The organism is Holophagales bacterium (assembly GCA_016699405.1).
Lineage (GTDB): Bacteria > Acidobacteriota > Thermoanaerobaculia > Multivoradales > JAGPDF01 > JAAYLR01.
Window position 1 is genome coordinate 2,081,064 of sequence record CP064972.1, and the last position, 22,495, is coordinate 2,103,558.

The following is a 22,495-nucleotide window of genomic DNA, read 5'->3' on the forward strand; positions in this document are numbered from 1 at the left end:
TTCCTGCCGGGCTCGCGACGCTCCGAGAGGCGTGGCGAGAACGGAACCCGCAGGAGCGCAGTGATCCGAAGTTGGCTTGGCGCGAGTTCCGCCGCGATGAGCGAGGCCGGCTCGTTTGCAGCTTGCAGCCTACGGCATGGGACGAGGTGCGGCCTCTTCACGAGAGCCCGCCTTCCGACCTCGCCAAAGTCTTGAAGCGCTTGCCTCAGGGCTATGAGATGTTGGTGCCGAACATCGGCGTCGTCCACGTGATTGTCGCGACGAGCGACGGGTGGATCCTCGCAATTCGACGGAGCGACTCGCTCCACTACCATCCGGGCGCCTGGAGCGCGACCTACGAGGAGGGGCTGGATCCCAGCGACCTCGATGCCGATGGAGTCTTTCATCGGGCAGCGCGGCGCGGGCTCGCGGAAGAGCTGGTGCCCGGTGCCGAGCAGATGAGCCTCGATGCGTTCCGCGTCGTGTCCGTGATCTTCGAACGGCCCATCGTCAACCCTGCCGCCGTCGTCATCGCGAACCTGCCGATGACGCAGCGCGAGATTCTCAAGCGACCGCCGTCGGATGAGCTCGATGCGTCGTCCGTCCTGGCGATTCCGCTGGATGAGAAGGTCCTCGGCGATGTCGTTGCCTCCTCGGTCCCGGACCTTGGGTCTCGATCGGGGAAATGGCATCCGACGGCGCGGTACCGCCTGCTCGTGGCACTTGCCCACTTCTTTGGTGAGGAAGCGGCCGCCGCAGCGGAACGGCGGATTTCGAGCCGAGCGGGATCTTGATCCGTCGGCCTTGAGCAGCCTCTGCGGTCCTTGATGGCTGCGCCTCGCGATGCCTCTGATGTGGGCGACCCTCCAGACATCGCTCGCTTCTGACTTGGCAGGTCTCGCCGCGCCAACTTCGGGGCCGAGCGACTGGCCCACCGCGAGTGTCTCCGGGCGCTCGAGCTGGGGAGATTGAATAGATCCCCCACCCGGGCCGGGAAGCCGATGTTGCGGCGCGGTTGCGCCTTCCTGGCAGAATGGCTAGCATCAGCTCCAGAGGAGACGGCAGATGACGGCTCGAACGGGAAAGCGAGCGACGAAAGGCCTCCGGCCGACCGGTGCTGACGCGTTCGTCATCACATCGAGCGGGAGCGTCATGGTCAACACGCGACTGCTGATGCAGGCCGAGCGGCCCCGCCGTGTGGCCGCGCTCGTCCGAGAGCTTCGGCGCCGGGGTCAGAGCCTCTCTTTCGAAGGTCCGGACGTCGCCAAGGTGAACTGCTAGTCGGACCTGACGGCGGGGCAGTCCAGTGCCCTCGAACCTCCTCGCCTTCCTCCCGCTGCTTGCGGGCTATCTGTTCCTGCACAGTTCCTACCGTTTCCGATTCCGGGCGAAGACCCTCGAAGGGCATCGGCTGGTCTTCGAGACCGCCATCGCGGGGTTCGGCCTCTTCGGCCTCGCACGCGGGCTGGTGCTGCTCTTCCGCTCGATGCCGTTCGGGGAGCGGCTCATCGACGCGTGGACGCTCATCGCGGGGGACTCGCCCTTCTTCGGCACGGCGGCGGTTTGCCTGCTCATGGCTCCGCTCGCGGGAGTCGGACTGAACCTCGCTTCGGCGGCGTGGCAGGTGCGCGAAGTGCTGGCGGCAGACTGGCCGGGAGCCGCTGCGGAAGGGTCCGAAGGTGCGGTAGGAGGGGCGAAGGGCAGCGACGGCCGAGAGGTCGGCCGCCTTGGTCTGAGAGAGGCGTTCCGGCTGGGGCTCGTCCGGGCGCGGTCTGAAGCGCTGGCGGCTGCGCTCGAGGGGACGAAGAGCGAGCTCAAGGCGTTCCTCTTCAGGGCCGCCGAACGGGCACAGGAGGACGAGATGATGGTCCTCCTGACGATGAAGGACCGCAAGGTCTACGTCGGATGGGTCGTGGACTCGCCGACCCCGGACCGCAATGAGCTCGACCTCGCCATCCTTCCGGCCTTCAGCGGGTATCGCCGAGCGGACAACCTCAAGGTCGAGCTCAACACGACCTATCCCGTCGACGAGTACGGCAACACGCTCGACGAGGAGGATTTCATCGTCGTGCTCGGCCTCGCCGACATTGCGAGCGCCCGGTACTTCGACGACCTCGTCTTCAAGTCGTTGTTCCCGCCGGCGGGGTAGCGGAAGGCGCCGGAGTGCCTCTGGCGGCCCGCCTCGAAACGCTCGCGGCAATCTCACCAAGCCGACCCTCGCCTCGGGCGTGTACCAGGACATCGAGGCCCTGGTCAGGGCCCTTGGCGGCGCGGTGACCGAGGGCGCTAAGCTGACGGAATTCGAGGCTCCGACTCCGACGGCGTGGTCCGGGAGGACTTGTGCGCGAAGAGATTCGACTCGAGGTGAGGCTGGCAGGCTATGTGCGACGCGACGGACGGCAGTGGGTCGCCGTGTGTCCGGCGGTCGGCGTGGCCTCGCAGGGGCGAGACCGAGCCGACGCCGAGCGTTGCCTGCAGCAGGCGGTCGAGATCTGGTTCGACAGCTGCATCGAGCGCGGGACCCTCGAGCAGGCGCTACGCGAGTGCGGGTTTCGGCCGGTCGCCTGGGCGGATTCCGTCGCCTCGGCCGTCGGCGAGAGCGTGGTGCACTCGCGTCGGCCGGTGGCCGAGACGGTCCTCGGCGCCGAGTTCTCGCTTCAGGTTTCGCTCCCCGCCTACCAGGCTGCGGAGCTTCTCGATCGCGGCGTCGGCGGCTCCGCGGCCTGATCGATGCGCGTCTCCTGGCAGGAGCTCGAGAAGATCTGCCTCCTGCTCGGTTGCGCTCCGGGCCGGGTCAAGGGCGACCACCTGATCCTGACGCGGGCCGGAATGGCGCGTCCGGTCGTGATCAAGATGGATCGGGACCTGGGCGAGGACGTCATTCGCACCAAAATGTAGACGCTCGGCATCGACCGCAAGCGCTTCGAGCAACTCCTGAACCAGATTCGTGGCGTGCGCGGAGAGGCGCGCAAGACGAAACCAGCCAAGTGAGGCGCGCGCGAGCGCGGCCCCTGCCCTACGCCAACGACCCGGCGGCGTAGAAGCGGTCGAGGCGTTCGTCTTTTTCGACGAAGCGGTCGCGCAGCCAGTCGGCGAGGGCCTCGGGGGCGGCGGGGAGCTCGTCGAGGGCGTAGCGGCGGACGTGGAGGTGGACCTCGCGCATCTCGCCCTTGGCCCACTGCCAGAGCGTTGGCAGGCCGTCGACATAGCCGATCGTCACGTCGTAGACCGCCGAGACATGGCCGCGCAGGCCGGTGACCGAGGCGACGAACCCCTTGGCGCGCGGCAGCAGCACGTGGCGCGGCACGGCGAGGGCGTGCTCGGCGGCGTAGCGGCGGGCATGGGCGAGCTTCTCGGCCGAGAGACGCGTCCCTTCGGAGAAGGAGATCAGCCAGAGCGGCACGCGGCCGGAGGTCACGCGGTGGAAGGTGCGCTCGATCCGCCGCCGGTCGGCCGTCCAGTCGCGCTTGACGAAGAGGCAGTCGAGGAACGCCATCCCCCAGCCGACCCCCGGGACGTACTTGAGCGAACTCTTGACGAACCACTTCAGGTCGCCGAGCCGACGCTCGCGCCGGGCGAGGAGGAAAAGCGCCTGGACGTCGGTCATCGACTGGTGGTTGGCGATCAGCACGGCGTTCTCGTCGGCCGGCAGGGCGTCGCCGCTGATCACCACGCGGGTGCGGTGGAGCGAGAGCGTCGTGCGGGCGCACCAGCCCCAGAAGCGGTCGGCCGACCAGCGGTTCACCCGGCGGAACGAGCGGCGCGAGAACGGCCGCAGGGCGAGGCTCGAGGTCTGCAGCAGGTTGATCGCCAGGAGCGAGCCGACGAGCGAGACCGCGACCACGGCGCCGCGCACGCTCTTGCCGATTTCGCGAAGCCAGGTGGAGCGCGGGCGCAGCGGCGGCAGCGGCATGGCGAAAGCCTAGCGCCGCGCCGCGCGCGGCTCGTCGCGTTCCGTCGGCAGCGCGTCATGCCCGTGTCAGGAATCGGTCAGATCCGGGAGTCCCCTCCGGCGAACGGATGCGGTAGCGTCGCAGGATCCGCCGGCGGACGGCCGCGCGGCAGCTCTGGGGAGACGGACGATGAACGCTTCTTCACCCTCCAATCGCGAACGGCTGCGGCAGATCGCCCGGCGGGCGATGCGCGAGCGCGGGCTCGAGCCGGACTTCTCGGCGGCGGTGCTGGCCGAGGCCGACGCGGCGCGCGAGTGGAGCGGTGCGGTCCTGTCGCACGACCCGGCGCCGCGCGACCTGCGGCATCTGCTCTGGGCGTCGATCGACAACGACGACTCGCGCGACCTCGACCAACTGACCGTCGCCGAGCCGCTCGGCGCCGGGGCGACGCGGGTGCTCGTCGCCATCGCCGACGTCGACTCCGCGGTGCCGCGGGGCTCGGCGGTCGACCTGCGGGCGCGCCAGAACACCACCTCGGTCTACACCGCGGCGCAGATCTTCTCGATGTTGCCGGAGCGGCTGTCGACCGATCTGACCTCGCTCGGCGACGGCGAGGAGCGGCTGGCGATCGTCGTCGAGCTCGAGGTCGACGGCGAAGGGGCGGTGGGCAAGTCGGAGGTCTACGCGGCCGTCGCGCGCAACCGCGCCAAGCTCGCCTACAACTCGGTCGCCGCGTGGCTCGACGGTGCGGCGCCGAGCCCGGCGCGGCTCGCCGCGGTGCCCGGTCTCGAAGAGCAGCTGCGCCTCCAGGACCGCGTCGCCCAGGCGATGAAGGCGCTGCGCCATCGCCATGGCGCGCTGGGGCTCGAGACCCCCGAGTCCCGCCCGGTCTTCGACGGCGACCTGCTCGCCGACCTGCGCCCCGACGAGAAGAACCGCGCGACGCAGCTCATCGAGGACTTCATGATCGCCGCCAACGGGGCGACGGCGCGCTTCCTCGAAGCGCGCGGCTTCCCGTCGCTGCGCCGTGTGCTGCACGCCCCCGAACGCTGGGACCGGCTCGAGCGTCTGGCGGCCGACCTCGGGGACACGCTGCCGCCCGATCCGGACGGCGCGGCGCTCGAGGGGTTCCTCGTCCGGCGGAGAAGCGCCGCTCCCGAGACCTTCCAGGAGCTGTCGCTGACCGTCGTCAAGCTCCTCGGCGCCGGCGAGTACGCCGTCGACCTGCCAGGCACGAGCGCCGACGGCCACTTCGGTCTGGCGATGCGCGACTACGGCCATTCGACCGCGCCGAACCGCCGCTACCCCGATCTGGCGACGCAGCGCCTGCTCAAGGCGGCGCTCGTCGGGCAGCCGGTGCCCTACACGATCGACGAGCTGACCGCGCTCGCCACGCACTGCACGCGGCAGGAAGACAACGCCAACAAGGTCGAGCGCCAGGTGCGCAAGTCGGCTGCGGCGCTGCTGCTCGCCTCGCGCGTCGGCGAGCGCTTCGACGCGCTGGTCACCGGTGCGGCGAGCAAGGGGACCTGGGCGCGCGTCTTCCGGCCACCCGTCGAAGGGCGGATCGTGCGCGGCGCCGCCGGCCTCGAGGTCGGTGACCGCCTGCAGGTCGAGCTGCTCGGCGTCGACGTCGATCGCGGGTTCATCGACTTCGCACGCGTCTGACGCGCCGCCGCGGCGGGGGGCGCCTCGTGGGCGGGAGACCTCGCGGCGCTGCCCGACCGTCACGATCGCGAGGCAGCAGCCGCGGTCGTCGATCTCGTCGAGGATGCGAAAGGCCCTTTGGCGGATGCGGTATCGCTCGCCGGAGCCATCGGGCTTCCCGGCACCAGGAGGGCGAGGGTCGGCGGCGAGGGCACGGATGCGGGCCACGAGGCGCCGTCCTCGGCGAGCGCCACGCGTACGGCCTCGTTGACCCTTGCCGAAATCGAGCGGTGCGACGCGGTTGCCCGCACGCGGAGCGCCTGGTGGAGATCCGGCTCGAAGTCGACCGTGGCGCGCTTGGGCTTGTTCGTGTCGGAAGGCCCGTCGCCTGACGCCAGGACGTCCGGTCGTCGTGACGTCATGCCGTTCTGGCGCGAGCCAGGGCCGTCGCAGCCTGGACCGCCATCACCCTTCCCGGGCTCACCGGCTCGAGCGCGCTGACGAAGGCCGCGCGGTCGAGCAACTCGCCGGCGAGCGCGAGGGCGAGGACGAGAAGGTGCGGTGCGCTCGCCGGCGGCGCGGCGAGCAGGCCGGGGGCGCAGGCGACGGCGAGAAGGACGAGGCGCAGCCCGGCCCAGCCGCGGCCGAGCCCCCAGGTGCCCTGTCGGAAGGCGACGGCGAGGAGCAGCGCCCGCAGCGTGGCGAGGGCGATCGCCGGCAGGGCGAGCCCGGCGGCGACCAGGAAGAGGAACGGCGCGGCGAGCGCCACGCTCGCGGGGTGCGGCCCGGGGAGTCGCGAGGCACGTGCCCTGGGCACGGCACGGTAGACGCCGTCGATCGAGAGCACGAGAGCGACGGCGGCGAGCGCGGCCAGAGCGCCCGAGAGCCGCCAGGCCGTGCCGCCGTCCGGCGCGAGCCGGTGCCAGAGACCGCAGCCGAGCAAGGCGTGCGCCGCGGCGACCTCGCGGGAGAGCCACGAGCGTCGCAGGTTGGCGAGGGCGCGCCACGCCCGCTGCGGGCGCCCGAGGTGGAGCGCCGAGAGGGCGATCGCCGCGGCGCCGGGAAGGAAGAAGAGCCACGGCGCTGGGGCGAGCGCCGGGACCTTCCAGCCGGCGGCGAGCCAGGCGGCGAGGGCCGGCAACAGGACCCCGAAAAGGACGAGCGGCCATTCGCTGCCGAGGGCGATCTTCCGCGGCGGCGGCGGTGCGACGAGCGCGCCCTCCGCCGGAGGCGGCTCGAGCGACCCGCCGGCGACGGCGAGCGACTGCCGGCGCGGCAGAAGGCGCAACGCCGGGCCGAGACCGGTCGGGACGATCCCGGGCCCTCGCGGCTCGCGCTCGCCGTCACGCCGTTGCCCGAGCGCGAGCGCGCCGGTCGGGCAGGCGGCGGTGCAGGCGGGCTCCCCGCCGGCGGCGAGCCGCGGGGCGCAGAAGGTGCACTTCGTCATCACCCCGCGACGCGCGTCGAAGCGCGGCGCGTCGTACGGGCAGACCCAGGAGCAGTAGCGGCAGCCGAGGCATCTCGACGCGTCGAGCAGCACGGCGCCGCTCGCCTCGTCGCGGTGGTAGGCGGCGCTCGGGCAGGCGTGCAGACACGCCGGGGTGTCGCAGTGGTTGCAGGCGAGGGAGAGGTGGAGCGTCGGGAGCGCGGGGTGACGGGCCGGATTCGACGTCAGGATGCGGCGCCAGCCGGTGTCGCCGCCCGCGGCGTTCTCGGTGCCGCAGGCGACGCGACAGGCCTCGCAGCCGGTGCAGCGTCCGCCGTCGAAGACGAAGGCCGCACGCGTGTCAGCCACGCGGCACCGTGAACGACACGGCCGCGCTCACGCGCGCTCGACCTCGACCGCGTTGTCGTGGAATGCCGCACCGTGGCCGAGATCGGTTTCGCGCCCGGCGGAGAGGAGGTTCACCGCGCCGCCTTCGGCGCGCCAATAGCCGTTCGTCACCGCGACGCAGCCGCGCTTGAGCCCCCAGTCGAAGCGCACCGGCAGCGTGAGCTCGCCGCGCTCGTTCCAGATCCGCGCCGGTTCGCCTTCGGCGAGGCGCCGCTCGGCCGCGTCGCGCGGGTGCATGGCGACGAACGGCGCCGGGGCGATCCGGCGGATCGTCTCGAGGTTGCCGAACTGGCTGTGGATCCGGTTCTTGGTGTTCGGCGTGAGGAGGGCGAACGGGAAGCGACCGCCGGGCTCGGGTCGCTCCGTCGGCTCGCGGTAGTCCGGCAGCTCGTCCGCCCCCCAGCGTGCCCGCGCCTCCTCGCTCGCCAGCTCGATCTTCCCGGACGGAGTGGGAAAGACTCGGTCGGCGAAGGCGATCTCGCGGAAGCCGGGCGAGAGCACCGGTCCCGCGGCGAAGTCGTCGAGCGTCAGGCCGAGCGGCGCGAGCCGCGTGCCGAGCCAGGCGTCGACGCCCGCGTCGTCCGGACCGGGGATCGTCGCGGCGAGCCGCTCCTCGGCGATCCCCAGTCGGCGGCCGAGGGCGCGGTAGATCTCGGTCTCGGGGAGCACGCCGGGCGGTGGCTCGAGGAGCTTGCGCCGGAGCTGCAGGTAGGGATGCCAGTAGGCGCCGATGACGTCGCTCTGTTCGAAGAGGTTCTTGGCCGGCAGCACGACGTCGGCTTCGCGCGCCGTGTCGGTCAGGAACTCCTCGACGACGACGCGGAAGCGCAGGCGGCGGAACGCGGCAAGCACCGTGCCGGTCTCGGGGTTCTGCGAGATCGGATTGCCGCGCTCCACCCAGGCGACGGCGAGCGGCGGGTCGGACTGGGCGAGCATGTCGCGACCGAGCCGCGCGGTGGAGACGCCGACCCGCACGACGCCGTCGGGGAGCGCCGGCGGGTAGAGGTCGAGCGGATCCTTGACCGGAGCGAAGACCGCGGTCTGCAGATTGGCGTACATCCAGCCGGCACCCGGCTTGCCGATCTGTCCGGTGATCGCCAGCAGCGCGAGGAGCGCCCGCATCGTCTGCCCCGAGTTGGTGTAGCGCTGCATGCCGAAGCCCGGGACGAGGGTCACCGGCGCGAGCGTGCCGAGCTCGCGCGCCAGCGTTTCGATCGTCGCCGCGGGCACGTCGGTCGCGGCCGCGGCGCGCGCCGGCGTCCAGGCGGCGACGAGCTTGGCGTAGGCCGCGAAGCCGTGGACGTGCGCGGCGACGAAGTCGCGATCGAACAGCCCGTCGCGCACCAGGATGTGACCGAGGGCGAGTGCCAGCGCCCCGTCGCTCCCCGGCCGGGGTTGGACGAGCAGGTCGGCGCGCTCGGCCGTTTCGGTGCGGCGTGGGTCGACGACGACGAGCCGTGCGCCGTTGCCGAGCGCGCGGTCGAGGTGGGCGATCTGGTGGACGTTGGTCTCCGCCGGGTTCTTCCCCCAGACGACGATCAGCCGCGCGTTCTCGAGATCCCACGGCGCGTTGTGGGTGTTGTCGCCGAGCGTCAGGCGGGTCGCCTCGAGCCCGGCCGGCCAGCAGAGGTCGCCGAAGGTCGTCGTGCAGCCGCCGAAGAGACGCCAGAACGCCAGGCCGATGCCGTTGAGCAGTCCCTTGGTGCCGCTGCCGGTGTAGTAGAGGAGGCTCTGCGGGCCGAGCTCGGCGCGCGCCGCGAGCAGCGCCGTGGCGATGCGGTCGAGCGCCTCCTCCCAACCGATCGGGGCGAAGGAGCCGTCGGCGCGCCGGGCGAGCGGCTCGACGATCCGCTCCGGCGAGTGCGCCCGCTCGACGTAGGCGAGCCCCTTGAGGCAGGGCCCCTCGGGCGTCGCCCGGTTCTCTGGCGCGGCGTCGATCCGCACCACCTTCCCCTCCTCGACCGTCACCCGCATTGAACAGGTCGAGTAGCAGTTGCGCGGGCAGGCGGTCAGGAAGGTCGGCATGGAGGGCAACCCTGCGACAAGCGTAACGCCAAGTGCGCCGGTCGCCGAGCGGGTGGGGCGCGGCGCGAGCGGCGAGTCGAACGCTCGCGTCGGTGCCGTGCCCCTTTGATCGACCGGTGCCGAACCTCTAGACTGTTGTCCGGACCTCGATCGAGTTCCACCAAAGGAGACAACCATGTCGAATGAAACTGGCTGCCCGCACGCGAGCGCCGCGCGCCATGCCCGTGCGGCGGGGGCCCGCACGAACGCGGATTGGTGGCCCGACCAGCTCAACCTGAAGATCCTCCACCAGCACTCCGCCAAGTCGAACCCGATGGGCGAGGGGTTCGACTATGCCAAGGAGTTCGCGAGCCTCGACCTCGACGCCGTGATTCGCGACCTGCAGGCGCTGATGACCGATTCGCAGGAGTGGTGGCCGGCCGACTTCGGCCACTACGGACCGCTCTTCGTGCGCATGGCTTGGCACAGCGCGGGCACCTATCGGGTGAGCGACGGGCGCGGCGGCGGTGGCACCGGCAACCAGCGTTTCGCGCCGCTCAACAGCTGGCCGGACAACGTCAACCTCGACAAGGCGCGCCGCCTGCTCTGGCCGATCAAGCAGAAGTACGGCCGCAAGATCTCCTGGGCCGACCTGATGATCCTCGCCGGCAACGTGGCGCTCGAGTCGATGGGCTTCAAGACCTTCGGCTTCGGCGGCGGCCGCGAGGACATCTGGGAGCCGGAGGAGGACACCTACTGGGGCTCCGAGTCGAAGTGGCTCGAGGACAAGCGCTACTCGGGCGACCGCGAGCTCGAGGATCCCCTCGGCGCGGTGCAGATGGGCCTGATCTACGTCAACCCGGAAGGCCCGAACGGCAACCCCGACCCGCTCGCCGCGGCGCGCGACATCCGCGAGACCTTCGCCCGCATGGCGATGGACGACGAGGAGACGGTGGCGCTCATCGCCGGCGGGCACACCTTCGGCAAGTGCCACGGCGCCGGCGAGGCCACGCACGTCGGAGCGGAGCCGGAAGCCGCCGGGATCGAAGAGCAGGGTCTCGGCTGGAAGAGCAGCCTCGGCAGCGGCAAGGGCGGCGACACCATCACCAGCGGCCTCGAGGTGACCTGGACGACGACCCCGACGCGCTGGAGCAACAACTTCCTGTGGAATCTCTTCGGCTACGAGTGGGAGCTCACCAAGAGCCCTGCCGGCGCCCACCAGTGGCGCCCCAAGCACGGGATGGGCGAGGGCACGGTGCCGGACGCGCACGACCCGGCCAAGCGTCATGCCCCGGCGATGCTCACCACCGACCTCGCCCTGCGTTTCGATCCCGCCTACGAGAAGATCGCCCGGCGCTTCTTCGAGAACCCGGACGCCTTCGCCGACGCCTTCGCCCGCGCCTGGTTCAAGCTGACGCACCGCGACATGGGGCCGCGTGCGCGCTACCTCGGTCCGCTCGTGCCGCAGGAGGAGCTGCTCTGGCAGGACCCGGTCCCCGCCGTCGACCACCCGCTCGTCGGCGAGCCGGAGATCGCCGCGCTGAAGGCGAAGATCCTTGCCTCGGGGCTCTCGGTCTCGCAGTCGGTCTCGACGGCCTGGGCTTCGGCGTCGACCTTCCGCGGCAGCGACAAGCGTGGCGGCGCCAACGGCGCGCGGATTCGTCTCGCGCCGCAGAAGGACTGGGCGGTCAATCAGCCGGCCGAGCTCGCCGAAGTCCTCGCCAAGCTCACGGCGATCCAGCAGGAGTTCAACGCTGCGCAGAGCGGCGGCAAGAAGATCTCGCTCGCTGATCTCATCGTGCTGGGTGGCTGCGCCGCGGTCGAGTCGGCGGCGAAGGCGGGCGGTCATGACGTGAAGGTGCCGTTCACCCCGGGGCGGATGGACGCGTCGCCGGAGCAGACCGACGTCGAGGCGTTCGCCGTGCTCGAGCCGAAGGCCGACGGCTTCCGCAACTACGTGCGTCCGGGGCTCGAGGGCGTGGCGGCCGAGATGCTGGTCGACAAGGCGCAACTGCTGACCTTGACCGCGCCGGAGATGACCGTCCTCGTCGGCGGCCTGCGCGTCCTCGGCGCCAACGTCGGCGCGGCCAAGCACGGCGTCTTCACCGACCGTCCGGGCGCGCTGACCCCCGACTTCTTCGTCCACCTCCTCGACATGCGGACGCGCTGGCAGAAGTCCGAGAGCGCCCCCGGCGTGCTCGAAGGGCGTGACCGCACGACCGGCGCCCTCCGGTGGACCGGCACGGTCGTCGACCTCGTCTTCGGCTCGAATTCGCAGCTCCGCGCTCTCGCCGAGGTCTACGCGGCGAGCGACGCCCAGGCGACCTTCGTCCACGACTTCGTCGCCGCCTGGAACAAGGTGATGAACCTCGACCGGTTCGACCTCGCGTAGGCGCGGTCGCCAGCGCGGGCCTGCGACACGCGCCGGCGATCGGCGGACTTTCAGGGAAGGACACCACGAGCCCGGCGGGGAGAAGAGCCTGCCGGGCTCGTGACGTTCTGGAAGGCCCGGCGCCACACCTCCGCCATCCTCTTCGAGCTTGGGGTCGGTGACCGCACGCAGGCGGCGTGGCAGGGCTCGAGCTCGGATGGATCCGAAAGGGGCTTCGCCTCAGGCCGGGTCGTCGCGCCGCGCGGCCGCTCTTCCGGCCCAGACGATCGCGCCGATGATCGCGGCCGCGATCAGGTTGGCGATGGTGCCGCGATCGGTCGGTCGGCCGAAGAGCAGGGCGCCGTTGATCAGCCCGCCGATCACGAAGGCGGCGAGCGCGGCGAAGGCGAGACGCGGCGAACGCGGACGCCGCCGGGCGAGCTGCCAGGCGGCCGCGAGGCCCAGCGCCGCGACGACGAGCAGTCCGCAGCCGATGGCGACGACCTCGCCGGCGCTCGCCCGCGCGTCGGGAACCGCTGACCCGCCCTGAAGCAGCAGCACGACGCCGCCGGCACCGCGCGCCAGCGCGAGAAGAGCCAGCAGGACGGCGGCCACGAGCAGACCGTTGCGGGCGGATCGCATGGGCGGCGTTCCTTTCTGACGGCGAGCCTCACCCTATTCTGCCGCGAATGCCTTCTGGATGGCGGACTCCCAACCGGCCAGGAAGGTCGTGTACCACGCCTCGGTCCAGGTCGCGAGATCGGCGTCCCCCGCTTCGCTCAAGGCGGTCAGCTCGTAGGTCACCTCGACTTCGGTGGAGGTGGGCGCGAGGGCACGACAGACGACTTCGACGGTGCCGGTGCGCAGGCCCGGGGTGACGCGGGCGTAGCGGACGCGGTGGCGGTCGGGGTTCCAGTCGACCAGCAGCCAGAGGGTCTCGGTAGCGGGATGGCTGTGGGTGTCGCGTGTGGTCCACGCGGTGCCGGGCATCGCCGTGCCGTCGGCGGGATAGTGGAAGTGCGGCTCCCAGCCGGGGGCCCAGAGCTTCTCGCCGACCGGGGTGAAGAGCTCGAGCGCGCGCGCGAGCTCGACCGGGACGCGGAGTGTGCCGCTGCGCCGGATGTGGGCGCGGGCAGGAACGTGTGGCGTGGGAGTTGATGAGTGAGCGAGGGCGGCGACGAGCAGGGCGCTGGCAATTGGCATGGCATCCTCCTTGGTGGTGAGCGATCTTGGTACATAGATACCAAGTTGTCAACGGACCCAGCGCCCTGTTCTATGCTCTCTGGCATGGACCCGATCGTCGAGAGAGTGCAGACCGGTGTGCGGTTGGAGAAGCGGCTGCTCAAGGTGCTCAAGGGGCTGGCCGAGTACCTCGACCTGTCGCTCGGAGATCTGCTCGAGGGCGTGGTGCTGCACGCCTTCGAAGGCAAGGCGCCGTTCGGTGCCGAGACGCGCGCCAAGATCGAGCAGTTGAAGGCGGTCTACGGCTTCGACCTCGGCGCCGAGGCCAGTCATCGCATGGTCGAACGGCCGGCGCGTGCGGCCACGCGGACCGGCGCACCCCGGCGCGCCAAGGCGCGCCAGGGCTGAGGAGGCGGCGCGTGTCGGCTCCGGATCGCCGGGTCTTCTTCGTGCCGTCGCAGTTCCCGACGTTGCAGGCCGCCATCGAGGCCGCCGAGGGTGCGGTGACGATCGTCGTCGAGCCGGGGGCCTACGACGAGAGCCTCACGATCGTCGACCGGCCCGAGGTGGTGATCCAGAGCGCGCGGCTGTCGCGGCGCGGCGTCGTCCTCGGCGGCGACGGGGCGCCCGCGGTGATTCACGTCGAGCGCGCGGGGCTGGCGCTTTCGGGCATCGAGGTGCGTTCGGATGGACGCAGCCGGGGGATTCGCGCCGTCGACGCGACGCTCAACCTGCAGGAGTGCCTGGTGGCGGGCAACTGTGCCGCCGGGAGCGGCGGTGAGCAGGAGCGGATCGTGGGCGCCGGAATCGCGGCGTGGCGTTCGCGCGTGCGCGTGCAGAAGTCGACGCTCGCCTGCAACCGCGTCGAGGCCGCCTCACCCGACGCCGGACCGGCGGCCGGCGGCGGGCTCTACCTCGAAGAGTGCCGCAGCGAGATCGCCGGCAGCACCGTGGTGGGGAACTCCGTCCGCTCGCCAGTGGCGGCGCGCGGCGGCGGCATCGCCATGGTGCGAGGGCGGCTCCGCATGTGGAAGAGCCGCGTCACCGACAACCTCCTGCGGGCGCCGGCCTGCGAAGGGGGAGGCCTCTACGCCTTCGAGCCCGAGCCGTGCGACCTCGGCGGCAACGTCGTCGCCAACAACACGGCGCTCGACGGCCTCGGCGGTGGCCTCTTCCTCGCCGGCGAGCGCGCCAACCTGCCGCTCGGCGCCGGCAGCACCCTGCACTGGAACCACCCGGACGACTTCTGGTCGTTGCGGTGAGCGGGAGTCGGTCGCGACTGTCTCGCGCGGCAGTCGCGAGTGGCCTGCGGGTGGCCCTTTCCTGCGGGGGGGTGCTTGGCAGGCTGATAACAGATTTGTTATGTTCTTGGCGTGGAGTTCGCAATCGCGTACTACAGCGCGGCCGTTCAGGACGACATCCTCGCCCTGCCCGACTCACTGGCTGCCCGATATGTCGTGCTCACGCGGCGGATGGTGGTCCTCGGACCACACCTCGGTGAGCCCCGCACCAAGCCCCTCGGGGCTGGTCTGTTCGAGCTGAGGCTCAAGGGTGCCGAGGGGATCGCGCGGGTCTTTTTCTGCACGGTCGTCGGTCGCCGGATCGTCATGCTCCACAGCTTCGTGAAGAAGACGAGCAAGACGCCGCAGCGAGAGCTGGAGCTTGCCAGGGCTCGGTTGAAGGAGTTGAAAAATGAAGACGCATGACCAAGTCATCAAGAAGCTGATGCAGCGCCCGGGAGTGCGGGCCGAAGTCGAACGGATCGAGCGCGAGGAGTCGGCGCTGCTGGACGCGCTGCTCAAGGCCAGGCAGGAGGCCGGGCTCACCCAGGCTCAAGTCGCCGAGCGCATGGGGACACAGGCCCCTGCAGTCGCGCGCCTCGAGCGTGCACTTGCCACGGGGAAGCACTCGCCATCCGTCGCGACGCTGCGCAAGTACGTCAAGGCCTGCGGCAAGCGCTTGGTGCTCGAGGTCGCCTAGAGCCCGGATTTCTCACCCCGTTCCGTCGCGAGGCGGCGCAGATGGCTGTGGCTGCAAGGCGCCGCGACCGAGGCCGGCGCAGGCGTACTGGGCAGTACGTCGAGCCGGCCGACCGAGCGCAACGCTGCAGACGCGGCCAGATGCGACGCCGCAGCAGGAGCGGGGTGAGAAATGCGGGCTAGGTCCGCTCAGCAATGACTCGCCGAAGGAACTGACGGACGACACGGGCCTCGGAAGGTCCTAGTGTCGTCCGTCCCGTTCGTCGCGAGGGCCGATCCTCAGACTGCAGGTCTCACCCCTTCTTCGCCTTCCACGCCGCGAGCACTTCCTTCTCGCGCTCGGGAGCGATGCCGGCGCGGGGCTTGGCGGTGCGCTCGGGCGGCAGGCCCTTCCACCAGGCGAGCGTGTCGATCGCCGTCTGGGCGATCGGGCGGAAGGTGAGGCCGGCGGCGATCGCCTTGCGGATGTCGCGGCTGCCGAAGCCGGCGGTCTCGCCGGTGCCCGGGACCCAGGCCGGCATGTCGCCCCAGGGCGTCACCTTCTGCTCCTCGAGGAAGCTCGCCGGCACCCAGACGAGCTTCGCGCCGGCGCTCGTCGCCATGCGGACGCCGCAGAGCATGTCGCCCATCGTCATCGGGAACGCCGGACCGGTCGCGTTGAAGGTGCCGAAGGTGCGCGCCTCGACCATGCGGATCGTCCATTCGGCGAGGTCGCGCGCGTCGATGACCTGCACCGGGTCGCTGCCGTCGCCCGGGCAGAGCACGTCGCCGCCCTTGTCGATGCGTACCGGCCAGTGGGTCCAGCGGTCGGAGTCGTCGCCAGGGCCGACGATCAGCCCGGGGCGGATCACCGTGGTGATCTTCGGGAACCACTTCTCGGCTTCGCGTTCGGAGAAGGCCTTGAGCGGGCCGTAGAGCTCGAAGTTGCTCGCCCGCACCGCTTCCATCGTCTCCTTCATCGCGTCGGCGCCCTTGTACTCGGCCGTCGGCGCGCTCTCGTCGGCGTTCGTCTTCTCCTCGCTGGCGTAGACCGAGATCGTCGAGATGAAGACGTACTGGCCGACCTTGCCCTGCAGCCGCTGGCCGACGTCGCGCACCCAGAAGGGGAGCGTCGTCGGGTTGTCGATGCAGACGTCCCACTCGCGCCCTTCGATCGCCTTGAGGTCGCCGGTGTTCCGGTCGCCGTGCAGCTCCTCGACCTCGCCTGGCCACTCCTTCGGGCGCCGGCCGCGATTGAAGGTGGTGATCTTGTGGCCGCGAGCGAGCGCGTAACGGATCTGGTACGGGCCGGTGAAGCCGGTGCCGCCGAGGATCAGGATGCGCAACGGCTTGGCCGCTCTGGTCACGCCCTCGAGCGGGGCGACCTTGACCGGGGGCAGCGGCGTCGGGGTGGGGGCGGGCGTCGGCGCCGGGGTCGGCGTCGCGCTCTGCGCGGCGAGCGTGCGGGGCAGCCCGAGGCCGACGGCGCCGGCGGCGGTGAGCTTCAGGAGATCTCGGCGGGTGCGGGACATGGTTCTCCTCCGGGTTGAGATGAGATGGCGGCAGCTCGCCGGCGGACGAGCGCGAGGTGGCGGAAGCCGAGCCAGAGCGACAGGGCGAGCCAGACGAGGGAGAGCGGCACGGCCACCCAGGCGGTGCCGGAGAGCCCGACGCCGAGCGCCGTGAGCCCGGCGTAGGACCAGGCGCCGATCTGGTCGCCGGCGCGGTAGACGACGGTGTCGATGAGGTGCTTGGCCTTGTACTTCTCCTCGCGCGAGAGCACGGTGTAGAGCACCTCGCGGGTCGGCCGGGCAAGGGCGAAATTGCCGGTGCGGCGCAGCACCTGGAAGCCGGCGACGACGACGAGCGTCGGACCGGCGGCGAGCAGCGCGAAGCCGGCCGCGGAGGCGGCGGGCAGGACCGCGAGCGTCAGCCCGACGCCGAGCCAGCGCATCACCCGGCCGGCGAGAAAGAGCTGGACGCCGAGCGTCAGTGCGTTGACCGCGAGGTCGATGCGCGCGAAGAAGGCGGTGCGCGCCGCGCGATCGGCGAAGGCCGCGCCGGCGATCGCCGCCTGCTGGAAGTAGAGGAAGGTCGAGGCGATGGTGAAGAGGAGCATGTAGGCGCAGATCGCCCACAGGTACGGCGAACGCGCCACCCCGGCGAGGCCGCCGAGGGCGCCGCCGCCGACCGGCGCCCCGTCGATCGCGGCGCGGCCGGTCGTCGGCTCCCCGCCGCTCTCGCGCTCGCGGGCCTGGCGCGCGAGCCGATCGAGCAGGCGCAGCGACACCTCGAGCAGCAGCGCCGAGACGAGCAGCAGCACCGGCGCACCGATCGTCGCCACCAGCGAGGCGGTGAGCGCGGAGCCGGCCATCGCGCCGAGCGTGCCCCCGACGCTCACCAGGCCGAAGATGCGCCGCCCTCGCTCGGGCCCGGACAGGTCGGCCATCACCGACCAGAAGACCGCCACGACGAAGAGGTTGAAGACCGAGGTCCACACGTAGAAGGCACGACCGGCCCAGAGGTGGAGCTCCGGTCCGCCGAAGGCGAGCGCCGCCCAGAAGAGCGCCAGGCTCGCCGCGAACGAGCGGAACGCCACCGCCACGGCGCGCCGGCGCGACAAGCGGGCGACGAGCGCGGCGAACGGCGGATGGACGAGCGCCGTCACGACGAGCGTGCCGGTGAAGAGCCAGGGCAGTTTCTCGATGCCGTCGGCCGCGCCGATCTCGTCGCGGATCGGCCGCAGCACGTAGTAGGCGGCGAAGACGAGGAAGAACGCGATGGCCGCGGCCATCGCGGCGGCGAGCTCGCCCGGCTCGACGCCGAAGAGGCGGGCGAACGTGGCGGCGCGGGGGCTTCCGGTCGGGCGCGGCGCGTCGGGCGAGATCAAGGCGTCGTGGGTCGCGCGGCCTGGAGCCTGGCCTGGAGCTTGGCGAGGAGCGCGGCGTAGCGCGGCTCCTCGTGGAGCGAGGTGAGGTCGCGGTCGGCGTTCATCGCCGCGGCGTCGGCAAAGCCCAGCTCGACCGCCTTCTCGAGCGCCTCGAGCGCCGGGCGGCGCGAGCCGGCGCGGGCGAGTGCGCAGGCCAGGTTGTAACGCGGTACCCAGCGCTCCGGGGCGATGCGCGAGGCGGCCTGGAAGAAGACCGCGGCCTTGGCGGCATCGCCCTGGTTGAGCATCTGCGGGCCGAGCATCGTGGCGCAGCGCATGAAGTGGGTCGCCAGCAGGCGCCGCGCCGAGACCCCGGCGTAGCCCGGCTGGCCGGCGCGCTTGGTGAGCTCGCCGATGCCGAGCGCCGTCTCGAAGCGCTGGCCGACCGGCGGGCCGTCGTCGCGCAGGATCTCCGCGGCAGCCGCCGAGAAGCGCTTGAGCGCTCCGACCTCTTCGAGGTCCCAGCGGCGGCGCTCTGCGAGCTCCTGTCGGGCAGCGGGTAGCGACGCGAGTCGGTCGGCCCGCAGCCCGAGCTCCGTCACCTCGGTGCCCGGACGGAAGAGGGCGAGGTCGGCGGCGAGGAGGCGGAGGCGTTCGGCGGCGTCGAGCGGGCGGCCCGCCGTCTCGAGCTCGGCGACGGCCGCGAGGTCCGCGGCCACGAAGCGATCGAGGAGCGCCGGGTCGGCGGGGCGCAGGCCCTGCCGGGCGGCATGGAGCTCGAGCCAGTCGACCGCGCGTCGCACCATCGGCTCGGGAAGCCACTCGTGCGTGCCGTCGAAGATCTCGAGCCGCTCCGGGGTGCCCCAGCGGGCGAGCACGCGGTGCACGTCGTGCATCTCGAGATAGTTGAAGTCCTCGTCGCCGGCCGCGCCGAAGCAGGGGAAGTGCAGCGGCTTGCTGTCGTCCCCGGGTCGGAACCGTCCCCCGCTGACGATCACTCCGGCGATGTTCCCGGTGCCGTAGCCGAGCGCGTAGGCGAGGATGCCGCCGCCGGAGAATCCGGCCGCGTAGATCCGCCGCGGATCGCTCGCCACGCGGACCTGGACCTCGTTCCACATCGCCGCGAGGGCGCGCTGATTGGCCTCGACGGTCCCGTCGCTGTGGACGTTGTTCGACGACAGCAGCACCCACCCGTGCTCCTCGGCGGCGGCGCGGAAGCGCTCGGCACCGAGGTCGCCCCGGCCGCCCGGGTCGAGCACGAGCAGCGTCGGCCAGCGCCGTTCCGGGGTGTAGGAGCTCGGCAGGTAGAGGGTGTAGGTCTGGGTCGGATCGCTCTGGCAGGCGATGCCGGAGACCGGCACGCCACGGGCGAAGGTCGCGGCGGTCGCCGCCGGCTCGCCGGCGAGCGCCAGGCCGCCGGCGACGAGAAGGGAAAGGAGTCGCACAGAGGGTGTACGCACCGCCGCGCCGCAGGTTGCCTGCCCGCGAGGCGCTTGCCGGCGAGCGGAGGCGCGAGCCCGCATTTCTCACCCCGCTCCTGCTGCGGCGCCGCATCTGGCCGCGTCTGCAGCGTTGCGCTGAGCCTGCTGTGATCGCAGGCTCAGCACGGGCGCTCGGTCGGCCGGCTCGACGTACTGCCCAGTACGCCTGCGCCGGCCTCGGTCGCGGCGCCTTGCAGCCACAGCCATCTGCGCCGCCTCGCGACGGAACGGGGTGAGAAATCCGGGCTAGAATCCGCCCCCCGTGGCCAAGATCCCGGTCGGCTGGCTTCTCTCCGCTGTCGTCGCGGTCGTTGCGGCTGCGAGCGCCCGGGAGACGTTTGCCCTCGCGCCGCCGCGATCCGCCGGTGAAGCCGGCCTGCCGCTGCTCGAGGTGTTCACCGCGCCGCAGTACGGCGCCCGCTCGCAGAACTTCGCTCTGGCCCAGGATCGCCTCGGACTCCTCTACGCGGGCAACCTCGATGGGCTGCTGGTCTACGACGGGGCCTGGTGGCGGCGGCTCGAGCTGCCGGGGTCGTCGGCGGTCTTCGCCGTCGCCGCCGGCGGCGGCAACCGGGTGGCGGTCGGGGGGGTCGCCGAGCTCGGACTGGTCGAAGACCTCCGCGGTTCGGGTCTCCGCTACCGGTCGCTGGTAGCCGATCTGCCGGCCGACTGCCGGTCGCCGGGCAACGTCGTCGCCGTGCACGGGGACGAGCGCGGGTTCTGGTTCGTCGCCGACACCTGCCTGCTGCGGCTCGAAGGCGAGCGACTCTGGCGGGTCGCCCCGCTGCCCGCTGGCCGCCCGGCGAAGGCGAGCTTCCAGGTCGACGGCCGGCTCTTCGTCTGGACGCGTGACGGCCTGCACGAGGCCGACGCCGGCGGTCTGCGACTCACGCCGGGAGGCGAGCAACTGCGCGAGCGACCGCTCGAGGCGCTCGTCGCCTGGAGCTCTGGGCGGCTCCTCGCGGCCTTGCGCGGAGAAGGGCTCTTCCTCCTCGACGGCACGCGCCTCGAGCGCTTCGCGCCCACGGCGTCGGCCTGGGCGGCGGCTCATCAACTTTCGTCCGCGGTGCGGCTGGGCGACGGTCGCGTGGCTTTCGGCTCGTTCGACGGCGGGCTCTTGCTGCTCGACGCCGACGGCTCGATCGCGGGGCAGGTCGACAGCTCGGCGGGGCTCTCGAGCGACACGGTGTCGGCGCTGCTCGCCGATCGCGAGGGGGCGCTGTGGGCAGCCATGCAGAGCGGCATCGCGCGGATCGAGACCGGATCGAGCCTCTCGGTTCTCGACGCGCGGCGGGGTCTGACGAGCACTCCGACCGCGCTCGCCCGTCACGCCGGTCACCTGTGGATCGGCAGCCATGCGGGGCTCTTCGTCCTGCGCGGCGGCGTGCGTGCCGGCGACGAGAGTGCCACGCCGTCGCTCCGCGCGGAGCGCGTGCCCGGACTGCCGGCGCGGCTGTGGGCGCTGACGCCGGTCGCCTCGATCGTGCTGATCGGAACGGCGCGCGGGGTCTTCGAGCTGCGAGGCGGCGAAGGAGCGACGACGCCCGATTTTCGTCAGGTGCCGGGGACCGAGGAGCTCACGGTCTACGAAGTGATGGCGTCGCGCGCCGACCCGGACACCGTCTGGCTCGGCATGGCCGAAGGCCTCGGCCGACTGCGGCGCGCCGGCGACGGCTGGCGCTTCGCCGGCAAGATCGCCGGGGTTCCACCCTACGTGCGCTCGCTCGTCGAGCGGCCGGACGGATCGCTGCTGCTCGGCACGGTCTTCGACGGCATCGTCCGCATCGGCACGGTGCCGCCGGTTCCGAGCCGTGCGGCGGGCGAGGGTACGGCGGCGGCCGAGGCGGCGGCTCCGGTCGGGATCGAGTCGATTGGCACCGGCGAGATGACGGTGGCGGAGGTCGGCGGACGTCTGCTGGCGATGACCCCGGTCGGCTTCCGGCTCCTCGACGAACGCCGGCGCCGGCTGGTGGAGGATCCGGAGCTCGCGGGCCTCGACCCGGCGGGCCGGGCCTTCCTGGCGGCGCAGGATCCGGCAGGCAACCTCTGGTTCAACACGGTGCCGCCGACCGTGGTCGCAGCGCCGGGCTCGGCGGCGGGCGACGACCGCTGGCATCGTCTGGTGGCGATCGCGGCGAGCGACGTCCAGGTGATCCTCGCCGAGCCCGACGGCGTCGTCTGGATCGGCACCGACCGCGGTCTCTACCGCATTGCGGGGGCATTCGGAATGGCCCCGGAGCACGAGGTGCCGGCGCCTGTCCTGCGCGCCTCCTCGGCCGGCGGCGAAGTGACCTCGATGCCGCACGACTTCCGGCGCCTGCGCCTGGAGTTCGCGCCACGCTCGTTTCGCCCCGGGGTGGAGTACCAGTTCCGTCTCGACCCGCTCGATGTCGGCTGGGGCGAGTGGACCGGCGTGGCGTTCACCGAGTACACCAACCTCGATCCCGGCGAATACCGCTTCCGCCTCCGCAGCCGGAGCGCCTCGGGGGCGACGAGCCCGGAGAGCGAGCTGCGGTTCGGCGTGCGTCCGGCGTGGTACGCCACCCGCTGGATGCTCCTCGGCGCCGCGCTGCTCGCCTTCGTCACGGTGCGTGCCTGGGTGGCCTTCCGCAGCCGGCGCCTGCGCCGGCGGGCGGCCGAGCTCGAGGCACGCGTGGCCGAGCAGACCGAAGAGCTGCGCCGCACGGTCGTCGACCTCGAAGTGGTGCGTCGCGAGGTCGAGCAGAAGAACGCCCTGCTCGAACGGGCGAACGCCCGCCTCGAGTCGCTCACCCTGCTCGACGAGCTCACCGGCGTGGCGAACCGGCGCCAGCTCCAGAAGTCGCTCGCCGACGAGTGGAGCCGGGCGCGGCGCCACGAGCTCGCCATCGCCTTCGCGCTGGTCGACCTCGACCACTTCAAGGGGCTCAACGACTCCCACGGTCACTCGGCCGGCGACCGCTGTCTGCAGGAGGTCGCCTCGCTCCTGCGCGGCGAGCTGCGGCGGCCCGGCGACCTGGTGGCTCGCTACGGCGGCGAGGAGTTCGCCCTGCTGTTGCCGGGGACCGGACTCGACGGCGCGCAGGCGCTCTGCGAGCGGCTGCGTGCGGGGATCGCGCGTCTGGCGATCGTCAACGCCGGCGCCCCGGCGGGGGTGCTGTCGGCGAGCTTCGGGATCGCCGCCACCGTGCCGCGCTCCGAGCAGGAGATGGCGACGCTCTTCGAGGGCGCCGACCGGGCGCTCTACGAAGCGAAGGCGGCGGGGCGCAACCGCGTCTGCGGCGACTGGTGCTGAGCC

The 22,495-nt window shown here is 71.9% G+C and carries 20 protein-coding genes; 12 read left to right on the forward strand and 8 right to left on the reverse strand.

Annotation, left to right across the window (positions count from 1 at the left end):
- Window positions 1–71 precede the first annotated feature (71 nt).
- The 5 genes from IPJ17_08680 to IPJ17_08700 all read left to right on the forward strand — a co-directional run bounded on the left by IPJ17_08680 (window position 72) and on the right by IPJ17_08700 (window position 2,877).
- Window positions 72–773, forward strand: a complete 702-nt coding sequence (locus IPJ17_08680) for a hypothetical protein (protein QQR75628.1) — start codon at window positions 72–74, stop codon at window positions 771–773.
- A 271-nt stretch (window positions 774–1,044) separates the two neighbouring features.
- On the forward strand, window positions 1,045–1,260 hold the full coding sequence (locus tag IPJ17_08685) for a hypothetical protein (protein QQR75629.1): 216 nt from the start codon (window positions 1,045–1,047) through the stop codon (window positions 1,258–1,260).
- 25 nt (window positions 1,261–1,285) lie between these two features.
- Window positions 1,286–2,128: a hypothetical protein gene (locus IPJ17_08690; protein ID QQR75630.1), complete on the forward strand. Its 843-nt coding sequence runs from the start codon at window positions 1,286–1,288 to the stop codon at window positions 2,126–2,128.
- Between the two features lie 191 nt (window positions 2,129–2,319).
- Window positions 2,320–2,706 carry a hypothetical protein gene (locus IPJ17_08695; GenBank protein ID QQR75631.1) on the forward strand — a complete coding sequence of 129 codons (387 nt, stop codon included), beginning with the start codon at window positions 2,320–2,322 and terminating at the stop codon, window positions 2,704–2,706.
- Window positions 2,707–2,709: 3 nt separating this feature from the next.
- Window positions 2,710–2,877: a hypothetical protein gene (locus IPJ17_08700; protein QQR75632.1), complete on the forward strand. Its 168-nt coding sequence runs from the start codon at window positions 2,710–2,712 to the stop codon at window positions 2,875–2,877.
- A gap of 118 nt (window positions 2,878–2,995) precedes the next feature.
- On the opposite strand, the gene IPJ17_08705 is transcribed toward IPJ17_08700, so the two are convergent.
- Complete coding sequence (locus tag IPJ17_08705; protein ID QQR75633.1) at window positions 2,996–3,892, reverse strand: acyltransferase; 897 nt, start codon at window positions 3,890–3,892, stop codon at window positions 2,996–2,998.
- A gap of 169 nt (window positions 3,893–4,061) precedes the next feature.
- Here IPJ17_08705 and IPJ17_08710 point away from each other — a divergent pair, with 169 nt between their 5' ends.
- The gene (locus IPJ17_08710) at window positions 4,062–5,540 is read left to right on the forward strand and encodes an RNB domain-containing ribonuclease (GenBank protein QQR75634.1); all 1,479 of its coding nucleotides are present in this window, start codon (window positions 4,062–4,064) and stop codon (window positions 5,538–5,540) included.
- Window positions 5,541–5,937: 397 nt separating this feature from the next.
- Here IPJ17_08710 and IPJ17_08715 read toward each other — a convergent pair whose 3' ends face one another.
- Window positions 5,938–7,314 carry a 4Fe-4S dicluster domain-containing protein gene (locus IPJ17_08715; protein QQR75635.1) on the reverse strand — a complete coding sequence of 459 codons (1,377 nt, stop codon included), beginning with the start codon at window positions 7,312–7,314 and terminating at the stop codon, window positions 5,938–5,940.
- Between the two features lie 27 nt (window positions 7,315–7,341).
- Window positions 7,342–9,378: a molybdopterin-dependent oxidoreductase gene (locus IPJ17_08720; protein ID QQR75636.1), complete on the reverse strand. Its 2,037-nt coding sequence runs from the start codon at window positions 9,376–9,378 to the stop codon at window positions 7,342–7,344.
- A 175-nt stretch (window positions 9,379–9,553) separates the two neighbouring features.
- On the opposite strand from IPJ17_08720, the gene katG reads away from it, so the two are divergent.
- The gene (gene katG, locus IPJ17_08725; GenBank protein ID QQR75637.1) at window positions 9,554–11,749 is read left to right on the forward strand and encodes a catalase/peroxidase HPI; all 2,196 of its coding nucleotides are present in this window, start codon (window positions 9,554–9,556) and stop codon (window positions 11,747–11,749) included.
- Window positions 11,750–11,968: 219 nt separating this feature from the next.
- On the opposite strand, the gene IPJ17_08730 is transcribed toward katG, so the two are convergent.
- Entirely contained in the window at window positions 11,969–12,370 is a 402-nt protein-coding gene (locus IPJ17_08730) for a hypothetical protein (GenBank protein ID QQR75638.1), read from the reverse strand.
- Between the two features lie 33 nt (window positions 12,371–12,403).
- The gene (locus tag IPJ17_08735) at window positions 12,404–12,931 is read right to left on the reverse strand and encodes an SRPBCC family protein (protein ID QQR75639.1); all 528 of its coding nucleotides are present in this window, start codon (window positions 12,929–12,931) and stop codon (window positions 12,404–12,406) included.
- Window positions 12,932–13,015: 84 nt separating this feature from the next.
- Here IPJ17_08735 and IPJ17_08740 point away from each other — a divergent pair, with 84 nt between their 5' ends.
- The 4 genes from IPJ17_08740 (at window position 13,016) to IPJ17_08755 (ending at window position 14,890) form a co-directional block, all read left to right on the forward strand.
- Window positions 13,016–13,318, forward strand: a complete 303-nt coding sequence (locus IPJ17_08740; GenBank protein QQR75640.1) for a hypothetical protein — start codon at window positions 13,016–13,018, stop codon at window positions 13,316–13,318.
- 11 nt (window positions 13,319–13,329) lie between these two features.
- Entirely contained in the window at window positions 13,330–14,172 is an 843-nt protein-coding gene (locus IPJ17_08745) for a hypothetical protein (protein QQR75641.1), read from the forward strand.
- 111 nt (window positions 14,173–14,283) lie between these two features.
- Window positions 14,284–14,616: a type II toxin-antitoxin system RelE/ParE family toxin gene (locus IPJ17_08750; GenBank protein ID QQR75642.1), complete on the forward strand. Its 333-nt coding sequence runs from the start codon at window positions 14,284–14,286 to the stop codon at window positions 14,614–14,616.
- Window positions 14,603–14,890 (forward strand): helix-turn-helix transcriptional regulator, encoded by a 288-nt coding sequence (locus tag IPJ17_08755; GenBank protein QQR75643.1) that lies wholly within the window; start codon window positions 14,603–14,605, stop codon window positions 14,888–14,890. Before IPJ17_08750 ends, IPJ17_08755 begins: the two co-directional genes overlap by 14 nt.
- Before the next feature lie 292 nt (window positions 14,891–15,182).
- On the opposite strand, the gene IPJ17_08760 is transcribed toward IPJ17_08755, so the two are convergent.
- The 3 genes from IPJ17_08760 to IPJ17_08770 form a co-directional block, all read right to left on the reverse strand.
- Window positions 15,183–16,214 carry an epimerase gene (locus IPJ17_08760; protein QQR76128.1) on the reverse strand — a complete coding sequence of 344 codons (1,032 nt, stop codon included), beginning with the start codon at window positions 16,212–16,214 and terminating at the stop codon, window positions 15,183–15,185.
- A gap of 158 nt (window positions 16,215–16,372) precedes the next feature.
- On the reverse strand, window positions 16,373–17,758 hold the full coding sequence (locus IPJ17_08765; GenBank protein QQR75644.1) for an MFS transporter: 1,386 nt from the start codon (window positions 17,756–17,758) through the stop codon (window positions 16,373–16,375).
- Window positions 17,755–19,197, reverse strand: a complete 1,443-nt coding sequence (locus tag IPJ17_08770; protein QQR75645.1) for a hypothetical protein — start codon at window positions 19,195–19,197, stop codon at window positions 17,755–17,757. Before IPJ17_08770 ends, IPJ17_08765 begins: the two co-directional genes overlap by 4 nt.
- Before the next feature lie 283 nt (window positions 19,198–19,480).
- Here IPJ17_08770 and IPJ17_08775 point away from each other — a divergent pair, with 283 nt between their 5' ends.
- Window positions 19,481–22,492, forward strand: a complete 3,012-nt coding sequence (locus IPJ17_08775) for a diguanylate cyclase (GenBank protein QQR75646.1) — start codon at window positions 19,481–19,483, stop codon at window positions 22,490–22,492.
- The last annotated feature ends 3 nt before the right edge of the window (window positions 22,493–22,495 follow it).